The organism is Bacillus sp. V33-4, assembly GCF_002860225.1.
GTDB lineage: Bacteria > Bacillota > Bacilli > Bacillales > Cytobacillaceae > Bacillus_BJ > Bacillus_BJ canaveralius.
Window position 1 is genome coordinate 1 of the sequence record NZ_PGVC01000017.1, and the last position, 19,004, is coordinate 19,004.

The following is a 19,004-nucleotide window of genomic DNA, read 5'->3' on the forward strand; positions in this document are numbered from 1 at the left end:
GAACACCCTGAAACCCGAGGACAAGAAGACAATATCTAATTCCTGTTTTCTACTCTACAAAATCACAAACAAGTAGATTCCTGTACAGAAATTATTACAAAAAGTATATGACTTTTTATTGGCACAGATAGGTAAATTGGTATAATAATAGAAAAGATCGATAGGAAAAAAGACGGAATTGGAAGAGGAGAATTAAATGAGGAACGCTAACATTTTCACGATTGTTATGGCAATGATCTTAATATTTATTTCAAATCTTTCAAACCCTGCAGCTGCAAACGTTGACAACAGTCCGTCTATTGACTATCAAGTTATTTCTTCACAGGCTGAAATTGTTAAACCGCAATCCAGCAATGCAAACGGCAGCCTGGATGTGCACTTAATCCCTAAAGGCAGTACAACAAACGCGAACCGGGATCCGATTGATGTCGTGTTTATTTTTGATAAATCCGGTTCAATGAATGAAGCCGGCCGCAATCCCGCCAAGTTCCAAAGTGCAAAAAATGCAATGGATGAAGCAGTCCGCTTTTTTAAAGAGCAAGCGGGACCGAATGACCGTTTTGGATTCATTCCTTTCAGCAGTGCTGTTGAATTGGGCAAAATTGTTTATTTTTCTCCAAATAATCCGCATGAAAGCCTTGAACTTATCAATGAGACGGCGCAAAGTTTAACGGCAGATGGCGGAACGAACTACACCCAGTCATTTGAAAGTGCCATGGAAATGCTCAGTGGCAGCAGCAACAATAAGTACATTATTTTTATGACAGACGGGGAACCGACTGTTTCAAGTTCGCGGGAAACGGTGACGTATAATGAAAAAAAGTGTTACATTTTTGACTGGTTTTGCTGGGAAACCGACAACAGGATTACTGAGGAAGTAACCATAAACTATGAACTGTACGGCCAGAAACCATACACTGGTTATAAAGCTTTTTTTGAAGCGAAGGGAATTGACTATGATTTGAGGCCGGGGAAGGGTAAAGCTGTCAACGCGATAAGAAGGCATGGCCTCAATGCGGCGCAAAACCTGGCTAAACAAAATATTAAACTTTTTTCAATCGGCTTTGGAGATCATTCAGAGGTGGATATTGGCTATTTACGCAAGCTTTCGTCAATTACAGGAGTGACAGCAAGACAAGCTTCGCAGGAAACGATCGCACCTGTATTTCAGGATATATCGGCGGATATTGACACTCCTGCAATCAGCGGGGAGGTGCTTGTTGACATTGGCAAGTTTACCGGCAAAGTCAGCGTCCCGGAAGGTTCCAATGCCCGGGTTGAAGGAAATCTGGCAAGCTTGAGATTCAATTTTAATTACCCGGTCAATCAGGGCACGCCCCAGCCGATCGACCTTTCATTGCCACTGGGCTTTTCGGAAATAGGAACCTATACGTTCGATAATATAAAACTTAAATATACCAATCTTTCAGGGGAAGTCGTTGTCGTTCCGCATCCTGCAGTTACGATAGAAGTCAAAGCTGATGCACCCCCTAGTTTCAAAGGAATGATGGATATAACCGGCGCGGTCAATCCTCCGGATCATCTAGTCAAGGTATCGGGATCAACAGACAAAATGAACGAGTTTAAGGTTGAGTATTCTTTGGAGCCGACCGGTTTGGTAGATCGTACTGTTAGCGGATCGTTAAACAATATCAAATTGATTCAGCCGCTCCCTGATGGCATATCAGTGATTCCGTCAGAAGGAGTCGAGATCTCTACATTTGAGGGGAGACTGGCGGCCCGAATCAGCCTTCCAGACAATATCAGCTACAGCAACGGCTCTTTTAGACCAGGGAAATTGCTGGCAGTACTGGATCTAAAGGCAGACTGGGCTGTCAGCAATGTAAAGATGCCGCTTGCCCACCTGCAGTATACCGATAGTCGATTTGGGGAGCAGAGGACTACAATTACCGCCTCCAATCAGATAATTAATATGAAGGTCAGGCTTCATGAGTTCCCTGCCAATGCTTATGATGGCGATGTGGCGGGGATTGTTACAAAGACAGACCTGTCGCAAAATGGGAGAAGACTTGGTATAACCGAGTTTCCGAACGACTACGGATTAAAAAATAAACCAATCAAGGACATGATTTTTAAGCCCGGTGAAACAAACAGGATCGTTGAAATAACTTATTTTGACAACGAAAAGGTGAATATGTATTTGACCCCGGACTATCGATTGACAGGAATCGATTCAGGCAGAATCTATGAAGACGGAATGACCAGCTATGAAAATCTGAATATGAATTTAGTGCATTTAGTTGCCGGCAAAGGCTCCAAGTATTATTATTCCATTGAAAATAAGAACAGCAGTACAGCCTGGACTGAATTTTCTCCACAGGATACAATACCGATTACAGCTCCTGGACTGAACTCGGTAAAAGTAAAGGCAGAAGGCGGCCTGGCGATACCAGGTTATCAAGTGATAAAAACAATCACTATTCAAAAACGGATTAATGCGATCAATGTCGATCCAAATCCTATCGAAATTGAAACGGGTAAAACAATCGCCTTCAACATCAATATTGAGCCAGCAGACGCATACAATCAGGAGCTGAAGACCGAGATAGCGGATCGTTCGATTGCAGACTTTTCCGGGGATCACCGCCTTATTGGACGATCGGAAGGCAGGACTATGCTTGTGATTCGTACGAAGGACGGTTCCGGTATTACTTTGATGGTGCCGATTACAGTCAAGGACCCGTATATTGCCCTTGAAGAGCTGAAGTTCAGGAAAGCGGTCTTTAAAATCGGCTTAAATGAAAAAATCGCTGTGACCGATTTGCTTATCTTTAATCCAGACAATGCGACCGCGAAAAGCATCGAGCTCGTAACATCCGAAATGGGTAATAAAGTGACGGCGGTTCTTGAAAACGGGACATGGTATTTAGTCGGCAAAGAGATCGGTTACTCAAACGTAATGGCGCGGGCAGAAGCACAGCGGACCGGTAAAAAGCCCGATGCTTCAGCATTATTTGAAGTGACGGCCGCTGGCGACTACGGAAATGGCGGCCCGGCGGGAGCGGGACGCTGGTAAAAAAGCTGGCTCAATGAGAGCCAGCTTTTTGCTGTTAAATTAGTCAATTATCAGCTCGTCGGAGAAAATTTGCAGCTTCTCGACAATCGGCAATGCATCAATCCGTTCTAATAGAACATCCTGATTATAGTCGACGATAAATCTCGACAAGTGACCGTCCTGGTCGGTGAATCTTAACCGTTCAATCGATTTCACTTTTCCACGGACAGCATTTATTTCGAGCTTTTCTCTGGCGAAAATGCCGCCATTGATATAGAAAAGAGATCCCACCCCATAAAGCTCTGCCTTGTTGTCAGTGTAAAAAAAGGCTTTAAGAGGCTGGATATCCTTGTCTTCACCGGGCAAATAAGGAGGCGCGCTTTCGCGGGTATTTTTAAAATTATTAAACTCATTCATCCTTGTAATCAACAGCTCGTTTTTCACGAAAAGGATGAGATGTTTTTTATTATCTTCAGCACCTAAAATATTGACGTTCGATAAATGGGCCGTGTCGCCGCCATAAATAACCGAATCAAACACTACTTCGTCATCTTCCCCGCCTTTATCAGTTTCATCTCCGCTGATCCTTATTGCGTTATTGACAACGATATTGTTGTTAAATTGGATCGCCGTATCGACCGCCTTTACACAAAGATCTTTTCCGGAAATCATGTCCCCGTTCAGTGTTACTCCTTTAGCATCTATATCCTTGCTGTTTTCCGCAGATGATTCAATCGTGATTGAATCGGACGAAACGATCATTTTCTCGGCTGCGAGCCTGCCGTCAAGATTAATGATGTGAATATCGCCTGCAACATAGACATCATCGAGCAGGATAAGATCTTTGTAGCTGACTAAGTAAAGATCACCGGAAACGACGAGTTTTCCTTCGAATGTGACCGGAGCGTTTGCGCTGATAACAACGACATCTCCGCTCATCTTTATGTCTTCTTTAAATACCAGCGGTTTCTCCCGCGCTTCGATGCGATAGCTTTCTTCAAGAGGTTCAATCGACTCTCCCAGCAATGAAAGCGGATTGGATTGTTTCTCAACCTTTTCGACCTTGCCGTCGTCAGCTATATTTGTAGTCAATATCTGAAAATTTTTGATAACAGCCCGTAAATCGTCTGTAAAGGCTGAGCCCTCAGCGGTACGCCTCGCCTGCAGCGAACTGTTTTTCAGCATCTCATTTGTCCTGTCGGTGAAGGTATGGTCAAAATGAATATTGACAAACTGGCTGTCATGCTTGAGCTCGGGCTCCGCTTTTTTGTAGAAATTTTCTGGTTTGATGAGTGGCAAAAGATTTGCCGTACTGCTGTAAAAATCTCCATTTATAGATGTTAGCGGCGTTGATTGCCTCGACCATGTTTGATCCCGATTTTGGTAGTTCGCTTCTTTATCAATCAATAGCTCGTTTGCATAGACATTTCCAACTATATTGGCAGAGCCGTTCAAAAACAATCCCTTGTCTTTCCCGTCTGCATCAGAACCGACGGCGTATTTCAGAAAGCTTGGCAGCGGTGAAAGAATAATTCGTTTTCTTAGCGTTCTTGCCACTTCTCCTTCGGTTTCTGCGGGATTTTTCGTAGTCAGGATCATTTCATATGCCCTCGTAAAGTCTTTTTCTGTTTCAATCGCAAAATGACTATCGAGTGCTGCCATGGCTGGACAGGAAGGATTAAGATTATTTGCAGGTGACCGGCTGACATCAATGATCGTTAAACAGTCAATAAATGGTTCATCTTCGTACTTTTTTATGAGCTTTAGCAATTCTTTCTGCAGTTCGTTATCGATATCTCCAATAGGATCTCTGTCCAACTCTATCATATCTGTCGAAGCGGCTACATCGGCCACCATCTTTTCGATGACCTTGACAGAACCATACGTTAAATTCAGGTCGCTTTCCCGCGTTTCAACCCGCTTTGACCCGCCAATCGAAGCGGCAACAATCGATAATCCTAGAATCGTAAAAACGAGGGAAACAAGCAAGACTGTGATCAGTGTATTACCGGCTTCGTTCTTTGCCATGTTTTTCCCCCTTAAAATCCAAACTCACTTTGTAAATTTAGTGGTTTGCTGAGTCTGTCATGATCCAAGATCAAATCGAGGCTAATAACTCCTTTTTCGCATGCAGTTTTGGCTGAGTCGATATATTCTTTGCATGAAAAAGAGATCGAGGATTTACTGAAATCTGCGGCCGATTCAATCGGGCTTCCGTTTACCACAATTATTTGCCTGCCAGCCTTTTCAATAAGTTTTATCATTATCGGATTCTCTGGAGCTGGTAAACTGTCATTGTATTTTGCCTGTTGATCGACCGAGTAAAATACATTTTCCCTGCTTCCGGCTTTTGCGATCTCTGTATATGTCCCATCAACAAGCTCAATACAGTTGTCGCCGCAGTCTTTCACATAATCAAACGGAAACGAATAAAAGCTATTCATCACCATCGTTGCCGTGTAATCGGCATCATCCCGTAGCTGGCTTTCAACTTGAATCTTGTTGTACAGCTTAATTCCCGATGAAAAGACTCCATAAATGACAGGCAAAATAATGAAAGAAATCGCTAATACGGCAAGCAATTCGTATAAAGTGAACCCTCTTTCATCGGATATCTTCACTTTTGATAACTCCTTCAATTTCAGTTTCCTTCGCGTTGCCTCCTGCAGCCCATTCAACGCGGACGGTAATCGGAATAAAACGCCTTTCATAATCGCTCTTTTGTTCGTCTGAATGAGAAACGGTTACATCATATTCGATATTGTTGACCATGATTGGTTTACACCCGGGTCTGGGACTTTGTGCCTCTGTAAATTTTTCATATGTATCGTCGCAAATGAGAATAGTAAACGTTTCGTCGCGGTTGTCTTCAAAGCTTTTTCTTATTTCAATAAAGTTCTCGTTTTCGATAAACATCAGTGCATTGCGCGCTACATTGATCGCAGCGGTCTTTTTTTGGTTTAACGTCGTATAGCCGTATGCCTGGCTAAAAAACTGCATGGAACCTATTAAAATAATGCCAAGAATCGTTAAGGATGCAAGAACTTCTATTAAAGTGAAACCTTTTGAATCTATCATGATTTTTTTAAAGTTCATCCATTCCCCTTCTTTCAAAATATCTTTTATTATTATACAATATTTAAAGGATATATTTGTCTGAAATAGTCGATTTAAGCAGTTTTAACAAGAATTAAGTGAATTATAGGAAAAATTTAATAGAGTCTTTGTACGCATAAAAAGGGGTGAATCGATGACCAATTTTCTATTAGCGCTCGTATCTCTGATTATCTTGATGCCAATCATTTATTTTTTGCCGCTCGGATTATCACACAAGGGTAAAATGACGGTGATCTTAGCAGCGTTTTTGCTGGCTCTGCTTGGTTTATTTTTGAACAACGCATTTGAACTGTGGCAAACAGCACTCGCTTTAGCAAGCATGATCGGGATATTCGCTTATATAGGGGCCAACAAGTTGCAATCATTGATTTTTAAGAGCGCCGCCGCTCATGACAAAGGGAAACAACCTTTTTCCGAACGCGTACATACAAGAGAACAATACAAGCAAGAAACGAATGATCCAGGCATCCCAGCTTTACCCGGCACTGAACCCCTGGAACAGAGGGTAAAAGAGGATCATGATAAAATTGCGGATTGGAGCAGCATTCCTGCTTTTAAAGAGGCGGGTGCGAGCAGAGAAGAACTGGAAGGCGATCATGAATTTCTTAACGTCAGAGAAGCGAAACTGGATGCAATAGATGTTAGTAAAGAAATTCCAGCCGTTTCCTATATGGCGGAAATGGAAGAGTTGCTTTTTGATAAAAAAGAAAACGACTTGATCAAAGGGGAAAGCCAATGAAGCGGAACTCAGCAACAGCCAAGTTGTTTTTTACCCTTCTTTTTTGTACCGCTTATATTTTCAGCTTTTCCCATTATGGAGCGAACGCTGTCGATATGGTGTTCTCCGGGCCTGAGCGATTCGGAGCACATACGGAGATTGCCGGAGTTCAACTTTCAGGAGTCACAAGCCAGGAAGCAATCAAGAAACTGTCGTTAGCGCAGACACAGTGGGAAGAAAACACAAAAATTAGCCTTCATTATCGGGAAAAAGCGGCTGAGGCAGATTTAAAGATGTTCGATTTCGAGCTTGAGGAATCTGTTAATCTGGCACAATCGGGAAAAAGAAGCAATCTCATTGTGCAAATAGATGAAGGATCGTTAGCAGAATTATTGTTAACGCTTGGTGTTAACGAAATGGATACCGGGACGCTTGATATATCCAGGCTAGAAGCCGATTTACTATTACTTGCTGCCATGCTTGAAGGAGGCGGCCACAGTTTTAAGCTTAACAGCTATTTGCCCGAAACTGGAACAAGTGAAGTCATTTCAGAAGCAATGATCTCAGGCGAGTCGCAGCTCGAACAAATGCGGTTGTGGACGGAACAATTTTCGACGATTGAAATTGCGACAAACTCATCCGTTTCGATTTTAAAAACGGTGGACGGAAGCAACTCCTCAGAATGGAATGCAGAGGCATTAAGCCTGGTCGCGACTGCGATATACAAAACCGTTCTGCCGACGAATTTTTCAATTAGTGAGCGCCATATCGGCAGGGAGCTTCCGCCACTTGCAGAGGCAGGCTATGAAGCGAAAATCGATTTGGAAAGGAATATGGATTTCGTTTTTAACAACCCAAATGACCTTGTTTACCAGTTACAGTTTAAAATGATCGGAACATCTTTGCACGTGTCATTAAAAGGGTCCCAATTTTCAGATGATTACACGGTGAAAATTGAAGACAAGCAAACTTTTAAGCCGAAAACGATTGTTCAATACAGCGCCCAGCTTTCGTTTGGAGAAACGGAAACGCTCGTTGAAGGAAAGGATGGAACCGTTGTCAAGGTGTATCGGACCGTTTCTGGCCCAAATGGAAAAATCGTCAAGGAAGAGCTGGTAGCGGAAGACTTTTATGCGCCGGTTCACAAAGTGATGCTGCGAAGTTTAATCATTGCGGAATCTCAGGAGTCGCTAGCGGGCGATACGGAAAGCTTGCCGGAAAGTAATTTGGGAGAAGCGCCTGGTGTTCCCGCTAACAGTGGTCAAGGCGCGGCCGAGTCTTCTGCAGCAGGGGATGGAAGCGGACAAGCTGTTAAGCCCGCAGCGCCGCAAAACAGCGGGACGGAAAGCGATTTATCGGGACAGCCGACCCAACCGATAAAATAAACAAGTTCATATGTGGCAGGCAGCATCGTAAAGAATAAGGGAGGTGAAGGAAGAATGACGATTAAGCAGACACGAAAACGGCTCGGTGACTTGCTGGTAGAATCGGGCCTGCTTTCCGAAGCTCAGCTGCAAACCGCACTCGGTGAAAAAAGCATGGGTCAAAAGCTTGGCGATGCCTTGCTGGAGCGCGGGTATATTACCGAACAGCAGTTGATCGAAGTGCTTGAATTTCAACTCGGCATTCCCCATGTCAGTTTATACCGTTATCCGTTTGATCCAAAGCTATTTAGCATTGTTCCGAAAGAAATGGCGATTCGCAACTTAATTATTCCGTTGAAAAAAGACGGGGAAAAGCTTTTTATTGCGATGGCAGACCCGATGGATTTTTATACGATTGATGACTTGCGGCTATCAACCGGCTTCCAGATTGATACGGCAATTGCATCAAAGGATGATATTCTCCGTTCGATCAATAAGTACTATGACATGGATGAAGGCTTTGAGGAGCTGCTCAATAATTCATCCACCGAGGCGAATGTTGAAGAGGAGAAATTGGTAGATCAGGACTCCCCGGTTGCCCGGCTCGTCAACCAAATATTGGCCAGCGCAGCAACGCTTAAAGCCAGCGATATCCATTTCGATCCGCAGGAAACAAAAGTAGCTGTTCGTTACAGGGTTGATGGAGTGCTAAGGACGGAGCGGGTCTTGCCAAAGCATATGCAAAGCGTTCTGACAGCAAGGATTAAAATCCTGTCCAAATTGGATATTACAGAGCAGCGCATTCCCCAGGACGGGCGAATGAAAATCAACCTCGATTTCCATCCGGTTGATGTGCGGATTTCAACCCTGCCAACCGTGTATGGCGAAAAAATTGTCCTGCGCCTCCTCGATTTGGGCAGTACCTTAAATGATATCGAGAAGCTTGGCTTTAATAAAATCAACCTGGCGAGATTTACCGGGATGATTGAAAAACCGACCGGGATTATTCTCATTACCGGCCCAACTGGGTCCGGGAAATCGTCGACCCTTTATGCCGCCTTAAATCGCCTCAATCACGAAGAAGTTAACATTATCACGGTTGAAGATCCGGTTGAGTACCAGCTCGAGGGCATTAATCAAATCCAGGTAAACCCGAATATTGGCATGACGTTTGCGAAAGGGCTGCGCGCTATCTTGCGCCAGGACCCGAACATTATTATGGTTGGGGAAATTCGTGATAAAGAAACGGCCGAAGTGGCGGTCAGGGCTTCCTTAACCGGCCACCTTGTACTCAGCACATTGCATACAAATGATTCAATTGGTTCGATCACAAGGCTTCTCGATATGGGCGTTGAGCCCTTTCTTGTTGCATCCTCAATCAGCGGCATCGTTGCGCAGCGTTTGATCAGGAAGGTTTGCAGGGACTGTGCTGAAGTGCACGAGCCAAGCCAGCGCGAAGTGGAGATCTTTGCAAAACGCGGCCTCAGCATTGATCAGGTATGGAGAGGTAAGGGCTGCTCTTCCTGCAATATGAGCGGATATAAAGGAAGAATCGCCATTCATGAAGTACTAGTTGTCAATGATGAGATGCGAAAGGTTGTTATGAACGGTGAATCGTTTTCAAAAATGCGTGAACTGGCCATCAAAGCAAAAACGATTTTTTTAATCGATGACGGCCTTTTAAAAGTCAAGCAGGGCATCACAACAACAGAGGAAGTTTTGCGAATGGCAATTCCTGATTAGGAGTGCGAATGCGATGAAAAATAGAGTCGATACTTTGCTTAGAGCCGGCTTTGAATTAAAAGCCTCGGATATTCATATTACGGTTGGCGTCCCTCCGGTAATGAGAATCAATGGAGAATTGAAGCGGTATGGGAAGGACTCCCTCATGCCCGCAGATACGGAAGGGATGGCCAAAGAATTGATTCCTGAAAATATGTGGAATCAGTTTAAAGAAAAAGGTGAGCTGGATTTTTCATACGGTATTCCCGGAGTGTCCAGATTCAGGGTCAATGCCTATTTGCAAAGATCGTGCGTAGCGATGGCGGTTAGGATTGTCCCAACAGCGATTCCTTCCTTGGATGAGCTGGAATTGCCCGGGGTACTGAAAGGAATCGCTGGAAAACCGCATGGATTGGTCCTTGTCACGGGGCCGACCGGAAGCGGAAAGTCGACGACGCTTGCAGCAATGATCCATTACATGAATCAAACAATGCGCAAGCATGTCATCACGCTTGAGGACCCGATCGAATATTTGCACAAGCATGGTGGATGCATTATCGATCAGCGCGAGGTCGGCTTTGATACGAACAACTTTGCCAATGGTCTGCGGGCAGCACTCCGCCAGGATCCTGACGTTATTCTTGTCGGAGAGATGCGCGACCTTGAAACGATCCAAACGGCGATAACCGCTGCAGAAACCGGCCATTTAGTTTTGGGTACGCTCCATACTTCAAGTGCCTCAGCAACAATAAACCGGATTATCGATGTTTTTCCGCCGGCCCAGCAGCCGCAAATCCGCATCCAGCTTGCTACTGTGCTTGTCTCGATCATATCGCAGCGGCTGTTTCCGACTGCGGATAAACAAGGCAGGAAGGCTGCGACTGAAATTTTAATCAATAATCCGGCGATCAGCAATCTGATCCGCAATGAAAAAATCCACCAAATCAATAATGTCATGCAAACTTCAAAGGCTCATGGCATGAACACACTTGAATCAAGTATTCATGAGCTTGTTCAGTCAGGCCGGGTTTCGAGAGAAGCGACAATCCCTTATATTCAGGAAAAGGTGAACTAACATGCCTCGTTTTAAATACAGCGGCCGCGACCGCAAAGGGAAAAAGTCTGGCGTTGTCACAGCCGGATCGCGAAGGGAAGCCCTTCTCCAGCTTAAGGAAAACGGGATCAGGACCCTCGAAATAGCGGAAATTCCGGAGACGGTCTGGACGAAGGAACTGACGATCAGCAATCCCGTCAAGCTCCAGGACTTTGTTATTTACCTGCGGCAGTTTTCAACGCTACTAAGAGCGGGGGTGCCTGTCGTTGAGGCAACGGCAATCCTTTCACAGCAAACGGAAAGCAAAGCGCTGAAAAAAGCATTAATCGCCGCAGAACAGGATTTGCGCGAAGGTAACCCGTTGTCAGAAGCGGTCGGCAGGCATAAAAGAATATTTACAAGTATGTTTGTCAACATGATTAAAGCCGGAGAAGCAGGCGGAAATCTTGATGATACGCTTGAAAGGCTTGCGGTTCACTTTGAGAAACAGCACTTTACAAAGCAAAAAATCATTTCGGCGCTTGCCTATCCGATAACAGTTGGAATTATTGCGATTGCGGTTGTGATTTTTTTGCTTGTCAGCGTTGTCCCGACCTTTGTTGACATGTTTGTCGATTTTGGTGGTGAATTGCCGGCTATTACGCAGTTTGTTTTAAACTCTAGTGAATGGATACTGCGATTTTGGTGGCTTGTCATTCTCTTGTTCATTGTCGCTTTTACGACTGTTGTGATGATGAGGAACAATAAAGAGGCGAAATACTATTTGGACTTTTTTGTGCTGAAGATGCCGCTGTTCGGCAAAATTTTGCAAAAGGCAGCCCTCGCAAGGATGACGAGGACGTTAAGTTCGTTATTTGCGAGCTCGGTGCCAATCCTGCAGGCGCTGTCAATGGTCGAGAATATAGTCGGAAATGAAGTGATCGCAAGAGTAATTCGGAAATCGCGCAACAGCCTTGAACAGGGAAAGTCGCTGACAGAGCCGATGCGCGCCCACTGGGTGTTCCCTCCTCTCGTATCGCAAATGATCGCAATCGGTGAAGAGACGGGGGCGCTTGATTCGATGCTTGCCAAGGTTGCCGATTTCTATGAAAAGGAAGTCGAAAGCAGCACTGACCGGCTCAAATCACTGATCGAACCGTTGATGATCGTCATCCTCGCAGCCCTCGTTGGCACTATCGTCATTGCGATCATCGTACCGATGTTTGAGATATTCCAGCAGGTTGAATGAAATTTTGACAGAATATTAACATTTATTACTTTAATTGTTCTATTTTTCTAGTATACTTGAATTAGCAAGGTCAAAAGAATCGGGGTAAATCAATAACCCCCACCAATTCTCACGAATTGGAAGGGGCTTGCAAAACTATGCAGGCCATGTTGACTAGCCTAAGTCATAAAATGTGTGTGACTACGTTGGAGAGGTCATGACACCTTATGGTGCGAATCCTAGCTGTAAGCCCTGTCGCTTGTGATTAAAAGCCCTAAAGGGTTGTGGGCGGTGTTGCAAGCATGACAAGCCTTTCCAACATTGGCGAAGGATAACTGACTCCATACATTGATTGTAGGAGGTACGCTAACCATGCTAGTGTACGTGATTAACAGGCACGGCAAGCCTTTGATGCCGTGCAAGCCAAGAAAAGCAAGAATATTGTTAACAGAAAAGAAAGCCAAAGTCGTGAAGCTGACTCCTTTCACGATTCAATTACTCTATGGTTCCAGTTGATACAGACAACCTGTCTCTTTGGGCGTTGATGCAGGAACCAAACACATCGGGTTATCGGCAACAACTGAAAAGGGAGTGTTATTTGAAGCGGAAGTTCAGCTGCGAACCGACATCCAAGACCTGCTCTCCACCCGGCGGGAGTTCCGCAGGGCAAGACGGAACCGCAAGACCCGGTATCGGAAGGCTAAATTTTTGAACCGAAAGAAACCTGACGGTTGGCTGGCTCCATCCATTCAGCACAAGGTGGATTCCCATATCCGGATCATCGAAAAGGTTCGAAGAATCCTGCCTGTCAAGAGTATAACAGTTGAAGTGGCACAGTTTGACAGCCAAAAAATCAAGAATCCCGGCATCCAAGGAGAAGAGTATCAGCAAGGGGAACAGCTCGGCTTTTGGAACGTCCGGGAATATGTATTGTTCCGTGACAAGCACACATGCCAGCACTGCAAGGGGAAATCCAGGGACAAAATCCTGAATGTGCATCATATTGAAAGCCGGAAAACAGGCGGGGACAGTCCGGACAACCTCATCACCCTATGCGAAACATGCCATCATTATATTCATCAGAATGGATTGGAGCACTTATTCACTCGTAAGAGTGCCACCCTTAGGGATACCTCTCAAATGACTGTGATGCGTTGGTTCATCTTTAACGGTTTAAAGAAAGTATTCGAGGGTGCGAATATTACATATGGCTACATCACGAAGAACACCCGGATTAGAAGTGGACTGGGGAAATCGCATCTAGTGGACGCACGATGTATCAGCGGGAACCCGCTTGCCATACCGTCGCACCACACATACTAGTGGACGCACGATGTATCAGCGGGAACCCGCTTGCCATACCGTCGCACCACACATACTTCATTAAACAAGTTCGGAAGAATAACCGCCAGCTTCACAAAGCGACCATCTTAAAAGGCGGTAAGCGGAAATCAAACAAGGCAGAGCGATGGGTCAAAGGGTTCCAGCTTTTTGACAAAGTAGAATTCGTAGGTTCCGCCTGTTTCATTTTTGGAAGACGTACATCAGGCTACTTTGACCTTCGTCAGTTAGACGGGACGGTTATCCACCGGAGTGCATGCTATAAGAAACTCAAACCGCTTGAAAGAGCGAGTACATGGCTTATTCAAAGGAGAGAAGGGCAATTCCTCCCCGCCTAAACACTACCGCTTTATAGACGGGGTCTCCTTGCCGAACTGTGATAAACTAAAGAGAGGAAGATGGAGATGTGGCAAAGAATCAAAGCAAGTGCAAAAAGTGAAAAAGGGTTCACTTTAGTCGAACTTTTGGCTGTGATCGTAATCCTCGGAATTGTTGCCGGAATTGCTGTGCCAAGTATTGGCGGGATTATTAATAAAGCAGAAAATGATGCCAAAGTTGCTGAAGGAATTTCGATTGTAAATGCAGCGAAATTATATGTTACTTCCAATAATCCTTCTGCAGCAACAACGACATTAACAAAAACGGAATTGGACAATTATTTGGATAATGTGAAAAATGATACTTATACGGTTACTGTGAAAAAAGATCAGTCCTCGGGAAAATATTCTTATGAGCTAAAAAATCATAATTCAGTCAGGATAGTTGGAGATAAAAACGCTACGGCGACAGAAAAGGAATTATTAGAATACTAAAATGATGCAATTATATGTTTTTACTCTTGGCATCCTCCTTGGCTCCTTCTTCAATGTCGTCGGCTTGCGGGTGCCGTTAAATAAGTCAATCGTAAAGCCGCGGTCGCATTGCCCTTATTGCGGGCAGACGCTGTCATGGTTCGAACTGATACCGGTCATCTCATATTTGCTGCAGGGAGGGAAATGCAGGAGCTGCAGAGCTCCTGTTTCTCCCCTGTATCCATTTGTTGAACTGGTAACAGGGCTTTTGTTTGTGTCAGCGCCGCTGCTGACGGGCTGGACGGCCGAGCTTTTTGTTGCATGGTCACTCATTTCCCTCGTTGTGATCGTGTTTATTACGGATATAAAGTATATGATTATTCCCGATAAAGTCCTGCTCGTATTTGCAGTGATTTTTTTATTGGAACGGGTCTTTTTGCCGCTCGATCCATGGTGGGATTCGTTTCTGGGAGCGGCAGTTGGCTTTGGCTTGTTGCTGCTGATTACGGTTGTCAGCAAAGGTGGAATGGGCTTCGGGGACGTTAAGCTGTTTGCGGTGCTCGGCTTTGCAACAGGCACAAAGGTTGTGCTCCTGGCGTTCTTTTTGGCGACATTATTTGGTGCGGTTTTCGGCCTGATCGGAATGATGGCCGGAAAGCTGGAAAAGGAGAAGCCGATCCCGTTTGGCCCGTTTATCGGGCTTGGCGCCCTGACAGCTTATTTATTTGGTGAAGAATTGCTGTACTGGTATATTCATTCTTTTATTTAGGGAGTTTTTACAATGGCACTGAATTTTCATTTTGGCAAAGCACGGACAGTCAACCTGACGATAAAAGACCATATCATCCGTTTCGTCGAATTAAAACAAGCAAATCCGCCTGTTTCAGCGAAAACGGGAGCGCGGTTTTTGCCGCCCGGAATTGTCAAGGACGGGAAGATTATTGATCCTGAAACGCTTGAAACGATAATGGAAGAGTGTGTTGCCAATTGGAAAATTTCAAGGAAGCAGGTCCGTTTTCTCGTTCCTGATCCATTTGTTGTCATTAGAAAAACGTCGATTCCGCCGGATATTAAAGATGATGAAATAAGAGGCTATTTGTATATGGAACTCGGGACAAGCATTCACCTCCCATTTGAGGAAGCGGTATTTGATTTCTACCCGCTTTCCGGTAAAGACAGCGAGAAAAAGGAGCTGCTGCTGTTTGCGGCCCCTGAAGAAATCGTAAAAGAATATGTTGACCTGCTTGAACGTGCAAGGCTGAAGCCTAATGCCGCTGATATTTCCTGCCTTGCTCTTTACCGGCTGTATCACCAGCTCGATTTCATCGCAAACAATGACATCCTGATGATGATCCAGTTTGATCTGCAAACTGTAAATGTCAGCATTTTTGAGAACCATTTACCCGTGTTTATGAGGCATATCGGGATGGACATTGACGCTTCAGCATGGAATTACAAAACGGAACAATTCGAATTGACTGGCAGCAGGAGCGAGGTTCTTAATCCTCTTGAAGACATTTACAAGGAAATTGACCGAGTCATGAATTTCTACCATTACTCTTTAAACCAGGGCAGCCGCCAGGTCACAAAGATTATTGTCGATGGCGACCATCCATGGCTCGATGAAATCTTTGCCGAACTGAACAAGCGCTTTTCTGTGAGGGCGGAGAAAATAACGAATCGAGCGATAACAGGATCACCAGACAAATTATTAACTCCCTTTCACGTCAATCTCGGCTTAGGATTGAAGGAGGTTTAGACATGCTCGCAGATATCAACCTCCTCCCGAAGAAAGAACCAAGAAACAAAACAGCTGCCATTTTGCTGGCTGTCGCGGCTGCTGTGCTTATAGCTGGGATAGCGGTCTTTTACTGGCAGCTGGAGGCGCGCAAACAAGATCTGGAATCGATTGAAAATCAGCTCCGCATAACAAACGGCATCATTGAGGTGGAAGGAAAAAAATTAGCTGATCACCAATCTGTCGATTCAGTAGAAAAATTGGAAACCGCAATTACCCGGGCTGGCGATCAGCGAGTAAATACCGTCTATTTACTGCAGGAGCTGACAAGACTTCTCCCTGAAAGAGGGTTTATTACCGAGTTCGCAATTGATCAGGAATATTTAATCCAACAGGTTGTCCAATTTGATACAAAAAGTCAGGCTGCCTATTATTTAAACGCTTTAGTAAACATTGACTGGGTCAAGGAAGCAATCGTGAAGGAAACGAAAGCCGGCGACTGGGAAGTTTTGAATAATAATACCGGCGTATCGGATGAAGAGCTTGTAGAAATAGGCAAAAAAGAATATCTGCCAAGATACTATGCTGAATATGAAGTTAAGCTCGATATTCCTGCGTTAAAAAAAGCATATAGTGAGGCAGCCGGCCCTCGAAGTGCCGACGCGGAAGAAGGGGGAGAGACCCCGTGAATCGAGAAGTGACGAAAAAACAAATCCTGATCACCGTTCTCGTGCTATTGCTGTTTGGGGGCATAGCGCTTGGAAGCTATTATGCATTTTTGCTGCCTCTTAATGAACAACTGCAAAGAAAAGAATCCGATTTAAATCTGGCGGAAGGCGAATTAAAAATCATCCAAGAAAGATTGGAACAAATGGATGAAGAACCTCCGTTAAGCACGATGGAGCTACAACGCCGGATGCCGGTGACACGGATGCTTGATCAATTGCTCCTTGATATTGAGAGGGCAGAAATAATTTCAGATACATATGTAAAAGAAATAAGGCTAAACGGGCCGGGGACCGATGAAGAAATCGAGCCCGCCGAAACGGATAATAAAAATATAGCTGACGGTGAAGAGACCGGCGAAGCTAATATCCAAACCAGCAAACGCAGTGAAGAAGCCAGTCATGAAGCTCTTCCGAACGGGATGAAAAAAACAACCGTAGTGATTGCCGGAGAAACGGATACTTACTTTGAGATGGAAAGTTTTATTGAAGTGATCGAAGGCTTAAAAAGAATCGTCAATGTGGAACAATTACAATTCACTGCGCCGGAGGAGATCTATTCTGTAGAGCAGACACCCGGGCTGCTTGAGTTTGAATTAACGATCGCAGCTTATTATTATCCCGGGCTGGAAGACCTGAAGAAAGAACTGCCGCCCCTCGCCGCTCCTGAACAATCGAATAAGAAAGACCCGACCAGCCGTTTTTCCGAAAAGAACGCAAACCATAATCAGCCTTAAATATGAATGGTTTGCGCGAAAAAAAAGAAATATATTGAAAGAGGAACCGGCTCATCTGCCCGTGACGCCTCACGAAAAATTTGACGAAAGCATTCAGTAACAAGACGACAAAAGTCTTGTTATTTTTTTTATCCGGTATGTTAGGATGAAACAAATCTGCATCGACTGGAGGGAGAGCAAGCAGTGGACAAGCATGAAAATGGCAAAACGATTACGATCAAAATAAACGGCAGTGACCGTCCCTATAAGGAAAATTCGCAAAATCAAGATCAGGCAAGCCATGTAAACAAAGCTCCAGCCGATTTTTCAAAAATACCTCCACACGAAGAAGCAGCGGCCGGGCGGGAGACGGTTGATGAAAGCTTCGATTGGATTCTTCCTGACCCGGATTTTGAACAGGACATAAAGGAATATACAATTGAAGATATGACGAAGCAAAAGAAACAAAGTGGCTGGCACGCCTTTAAACAAAAGACAGGCCCGAAAATTTCGAAGAGGGATTTCTCTTCGCTCTTTTGGTCTGTTTTTTTTGCTGTGCTGCTGGGAGTGAGCCTTGGCTTCATCATGCTAAAATTGGTCGCAACAGAACAGGCAGTTAAGGATGCTCCACCTGGACAAGAAGCGAACCAGGGCGGGCAGGAACAGGCTGGCAAAGGTACAGCAACAGCCTCGGTTGCACCGATAACAACATTTGTGGTTCAGGAAGGCGTTTATACAACCACCGATGCGGCAAAAGCAGCTTTGGCAGCAGCCGAGCAGAAGGGGACTGTTGGAAAAATAATTGAAATGAATGGACAAGCCTTTCTTTTTCTCGCTGTGGCTGACAGCCTTAAGGCTGCAAAAAGCATCGGGATAAATCTGCAGAAACAAGGATTAAAAATATATGCCAAGCCACTGGAAATCGGGGGCGAAGAAGCAAGCGGCTTAACGGAAGGGGAAGTAAAGCTGCTCGAGATCACTGCTTCAGTCTACTCCGATGTTGCGACAGCCGGCACTCATGCAACCCTTTCCCAGTCCTTGGATGCTGCACTAACTGACAAAGTCAATACACACACACAAACATTGCGGAATATTCCTGCTGATACATTGCAGAATGATCAGATCAAAACACTCAAAGTTGAACTGGAAAATGGCTTGCAGCAAGCACAACTTTATGGAAAATCTCCAGGTACTGATTCACAACAAGCTTTACAGAAAAGTTTGCTTTCTGTTCTTGCAGCTTATAATGCTCTGTAAATCATAATCGAATAGTATATTTTCTGGGAAATAGGACAAATTATCAGAGTCTGCTCATACTTTTGGCAGGCTCTTAATTTAGTTTTGGAAGACTAGCAAAACCGTGTTGATTAGCGTAAGTCGGAAAAAAAGTAGAAAAACTTCCTATTTTCTTCTTTTTCAATTGTTAGAAACAGGGAAGTTTGGTACGATAAGCTTGTATCTCTCTAATGATCATGCAATTGTGAAGGTAAGGTGA

16 protein-coding genes and 1 pseudogene are annotated in these 19,004 nt (G+C 44.6%); 14 read left to right on the forward strand and 3 right to left on the reverse strand.

What is annotated here, in order from left to right; translation table 11 throughout:
* Positions 1-196 precede the first annotated feature (196 nt).
* The gene (locus CVD23_RS06790) at positions 197-3,037 is read left to right on the forward strand and encodes a vWA domain-containing protein (RefSeq protein ID WP_101665561.1); all 2,841 of its coding nucleotides are present in this window, start codon (positions 197-199) and stop codon (positions 3,035-3,037) included.
* Between the two features lie 39 nt (positions 3,038-3,076).
* On the opposite strand, the gene CVD23_RS06795 is transcribed toward CVD23_RS06790, so the two are convergent.
* From CVD23_RS06795 to CVD23_RS06805, 3 genes are read right to left on the reverse strand one after another with little or no spacing between them, the layout of a single operon-like run.
* A complete protein-coding gene (locus CVD23_RS06795) occupies positions 3,077-5,044 on the reverse strand; it encodes a hypothetical protein (RefSeq protein WP_101665562.1) in 1,968 nt (655 codons plus the stop codon).
* Between the two features lie 11 nt (positions 5,045-5,055).
* A complete protein-coding gene (locus CVD23_RS06800) occupies positions 5,056-5,637 on the reverse strand; it encodes a PilW family protein (protein WP_101665563.1) in 582 nt (193 codons plus the stop codon).
* Positions 5,621-6,112: a type IV pilus modification PilV family protein gene (locus CVD23_RS06805; protein WP_101665564.1), complete on the reverse strand. Its 492-nt coding sequence runs from the start codon at positions 6,110-6,112 to the stop codon at positions 5,621-5,623. The genes CVD23_RS06800 and CVD23_RS06805 overlap by 17 nt, the downstream gene beginning before the upstream one ends.
* Positions 6,113-6,266: 154 nt before the next feature.
* On the opposite strand from CVD23_RS06805, the gene CVD23_RS06810 reads away from it, so the two are divergent.
* The 13 genes and pseudogenes from CVD23_RS06810 to CVD23_RS06865 all read left to right on the forward strand — a co-directional run bounded on the left by CVD23_RS06810 (position 6,267) and on the right by CVD23_RS06865 (position 18,766).
* Positions 6,267-6,872 (forward strand): hypothetical protein, encoded by a 606-nt coding sequence (locus tag CVD23_RS06810; protein WP_101665565.1) that lies wholly within the window; start codon positions 6,267-6,269, stop codon positions 6,870-6,872.
* Positions 6,869-8,236 carry a G5 domain-containing protein gene (locus tag CVD23_RS06815; RefSeq protein ID WP_101665566.1) on the forward strand — a complete coding sequence of 456 codons (1,368 nt, stop codon included), beginning with the start codon at positions 6,869-6,871 and terminating at the stop codon, positions 8,234-8,236. Before CVD23_RS06810 ends, CVD23_RS06815 begins: the two co-directional genes overlap by 4 nt.
* A 54-nt stretch (positions 8,237-8,290) precedes the next feature.
* Positions 8,291-9,958 carry a GspE/PulE family protein gene (locus CVD23_RS06820; RefSeq protein ID WP_180955583.1) on the forward strand — a complete coding sequence of 556 codons (1,668 nt, stop codon included), beginning with the start codon at positions 8,291-8,293 and terminating at the stop codon, positions 9,956-9,958.
* Between the two features lie 13 nt (positions 9,959-9,971).
* On the forward strand, positions 9,972-11,012 hold the full coding sequence (locus tag CVD23_RS06825; protein ID WP_101576086.1) for a type IV pilus twitching motility protein PilT: 1,041 nt from the start codon (positions 9,972-9,974) through the stop codon (positions 11,010-11,012).
* A gap of 1 nt (position 11,013) precedes the next feature.
* Complete coding sequence (locus CVD23_RS06830) at positions 11,014-12,219, forward strand: type II secretion system F family protein (RefSeq protein ID WP_101665567.1); 1,206 nt, start codon at positions 11,014-11,016, stop codon at positions 12,217-12,219.
* 390 nt (positions 12,220-12,609) lie between these two features.
* A pseudogene (iscB, locus tag CVD23_RS06835) lies at positions 12,610-13,521 on the forward strand (RNA-guided endonuclease IscB).
* Positions 13,473-13,877 carry a hypothetical protein gene (locus CVD23_RS22350; protein WP_257988084.1) on the forward strand — a complete coding sequence of 135 codons (405 nt, stop codon included), beginning with the start codon at positions 13,473-13,475 and terminating at the stop codon, positions 13,875-13,877. Before iscB ends, CVD23_RS22350 begins: the two are co-directional and overlap by 49 nt.
* Before the next feature lie 66 nt (positions 13,878-13,943).
* On the forward strand, positions 13,944-14,351 hold the full coding sequence (locus CVD23_RS06840; protein WP_101665568.1) for a type II secretion system protein: 408 nt from the start codon (positions 13,944-13,946) through the stop codon (positions 14,349-14,351).
* Positions 14,352-14,355: 4 nt separating this feature from the next.
* Positions 14,356-15,099 carry a prepilin peptidase gene (locus CVD23_RS06845; RefSeq protein WP_101576134.1) on the forward strand — a complete coding sequence of 248 codons (744 nt, stop codon included), beginning with the start codon at positions 14,356-14,358 and terminating at the stop codon, positions 15,097-15,099.
* Positions 15,100-15,111: 12 nt separating this feature from the next.
* Positions 15,112-16,089, forward strand: coding sequence for a type IV pilus biogenesis protein PilM (pilM, locus tag CVD23_RS06850; RefSeq protein WP_101665569.1), 978 nt, complete (start codon positions 15,112-15,114; stop codon positions 16,087-16,089).
* Between the two features lie 2 nt (positions 16,090-16,091).
* Entirely contained in the window at positions 16,092-16,757 is a 666-nt protein-coding gene (locus CVD23_RS06855) for a fimbrial assembly protein (protein ID WP_101665570.1), read from the forward strand.
* Positions 16,754-17,530, forward strand: coding sequence for a pilus assembly protein PilO (locus CVD23_RS06860; RefSeq protein WP_101665571.1), 777 nt, complete (start codon positions 16,754-16,756; stop codon positions 17,528-17,530). The genes CVD23_RS06855 and CVD23_RS06860 overlap by 4 nt, the downstream gene beginning before the upstream one ends.
* 183 nt (positions 17,531-17,713) lie before the next feature.
* A complete protein-coding gene (locus CVD23_RS06865; RefSeq protein ID WP_101665572.1) occupies positions 17,714-18,766 on the forward strand; it encodes a stage II sporulation protein B in 1,053 nt (350 codons plus the stop codon).
* The last annotated feature ends 238 nt before the right edge of the window (positions 18,767-19,004 follow it).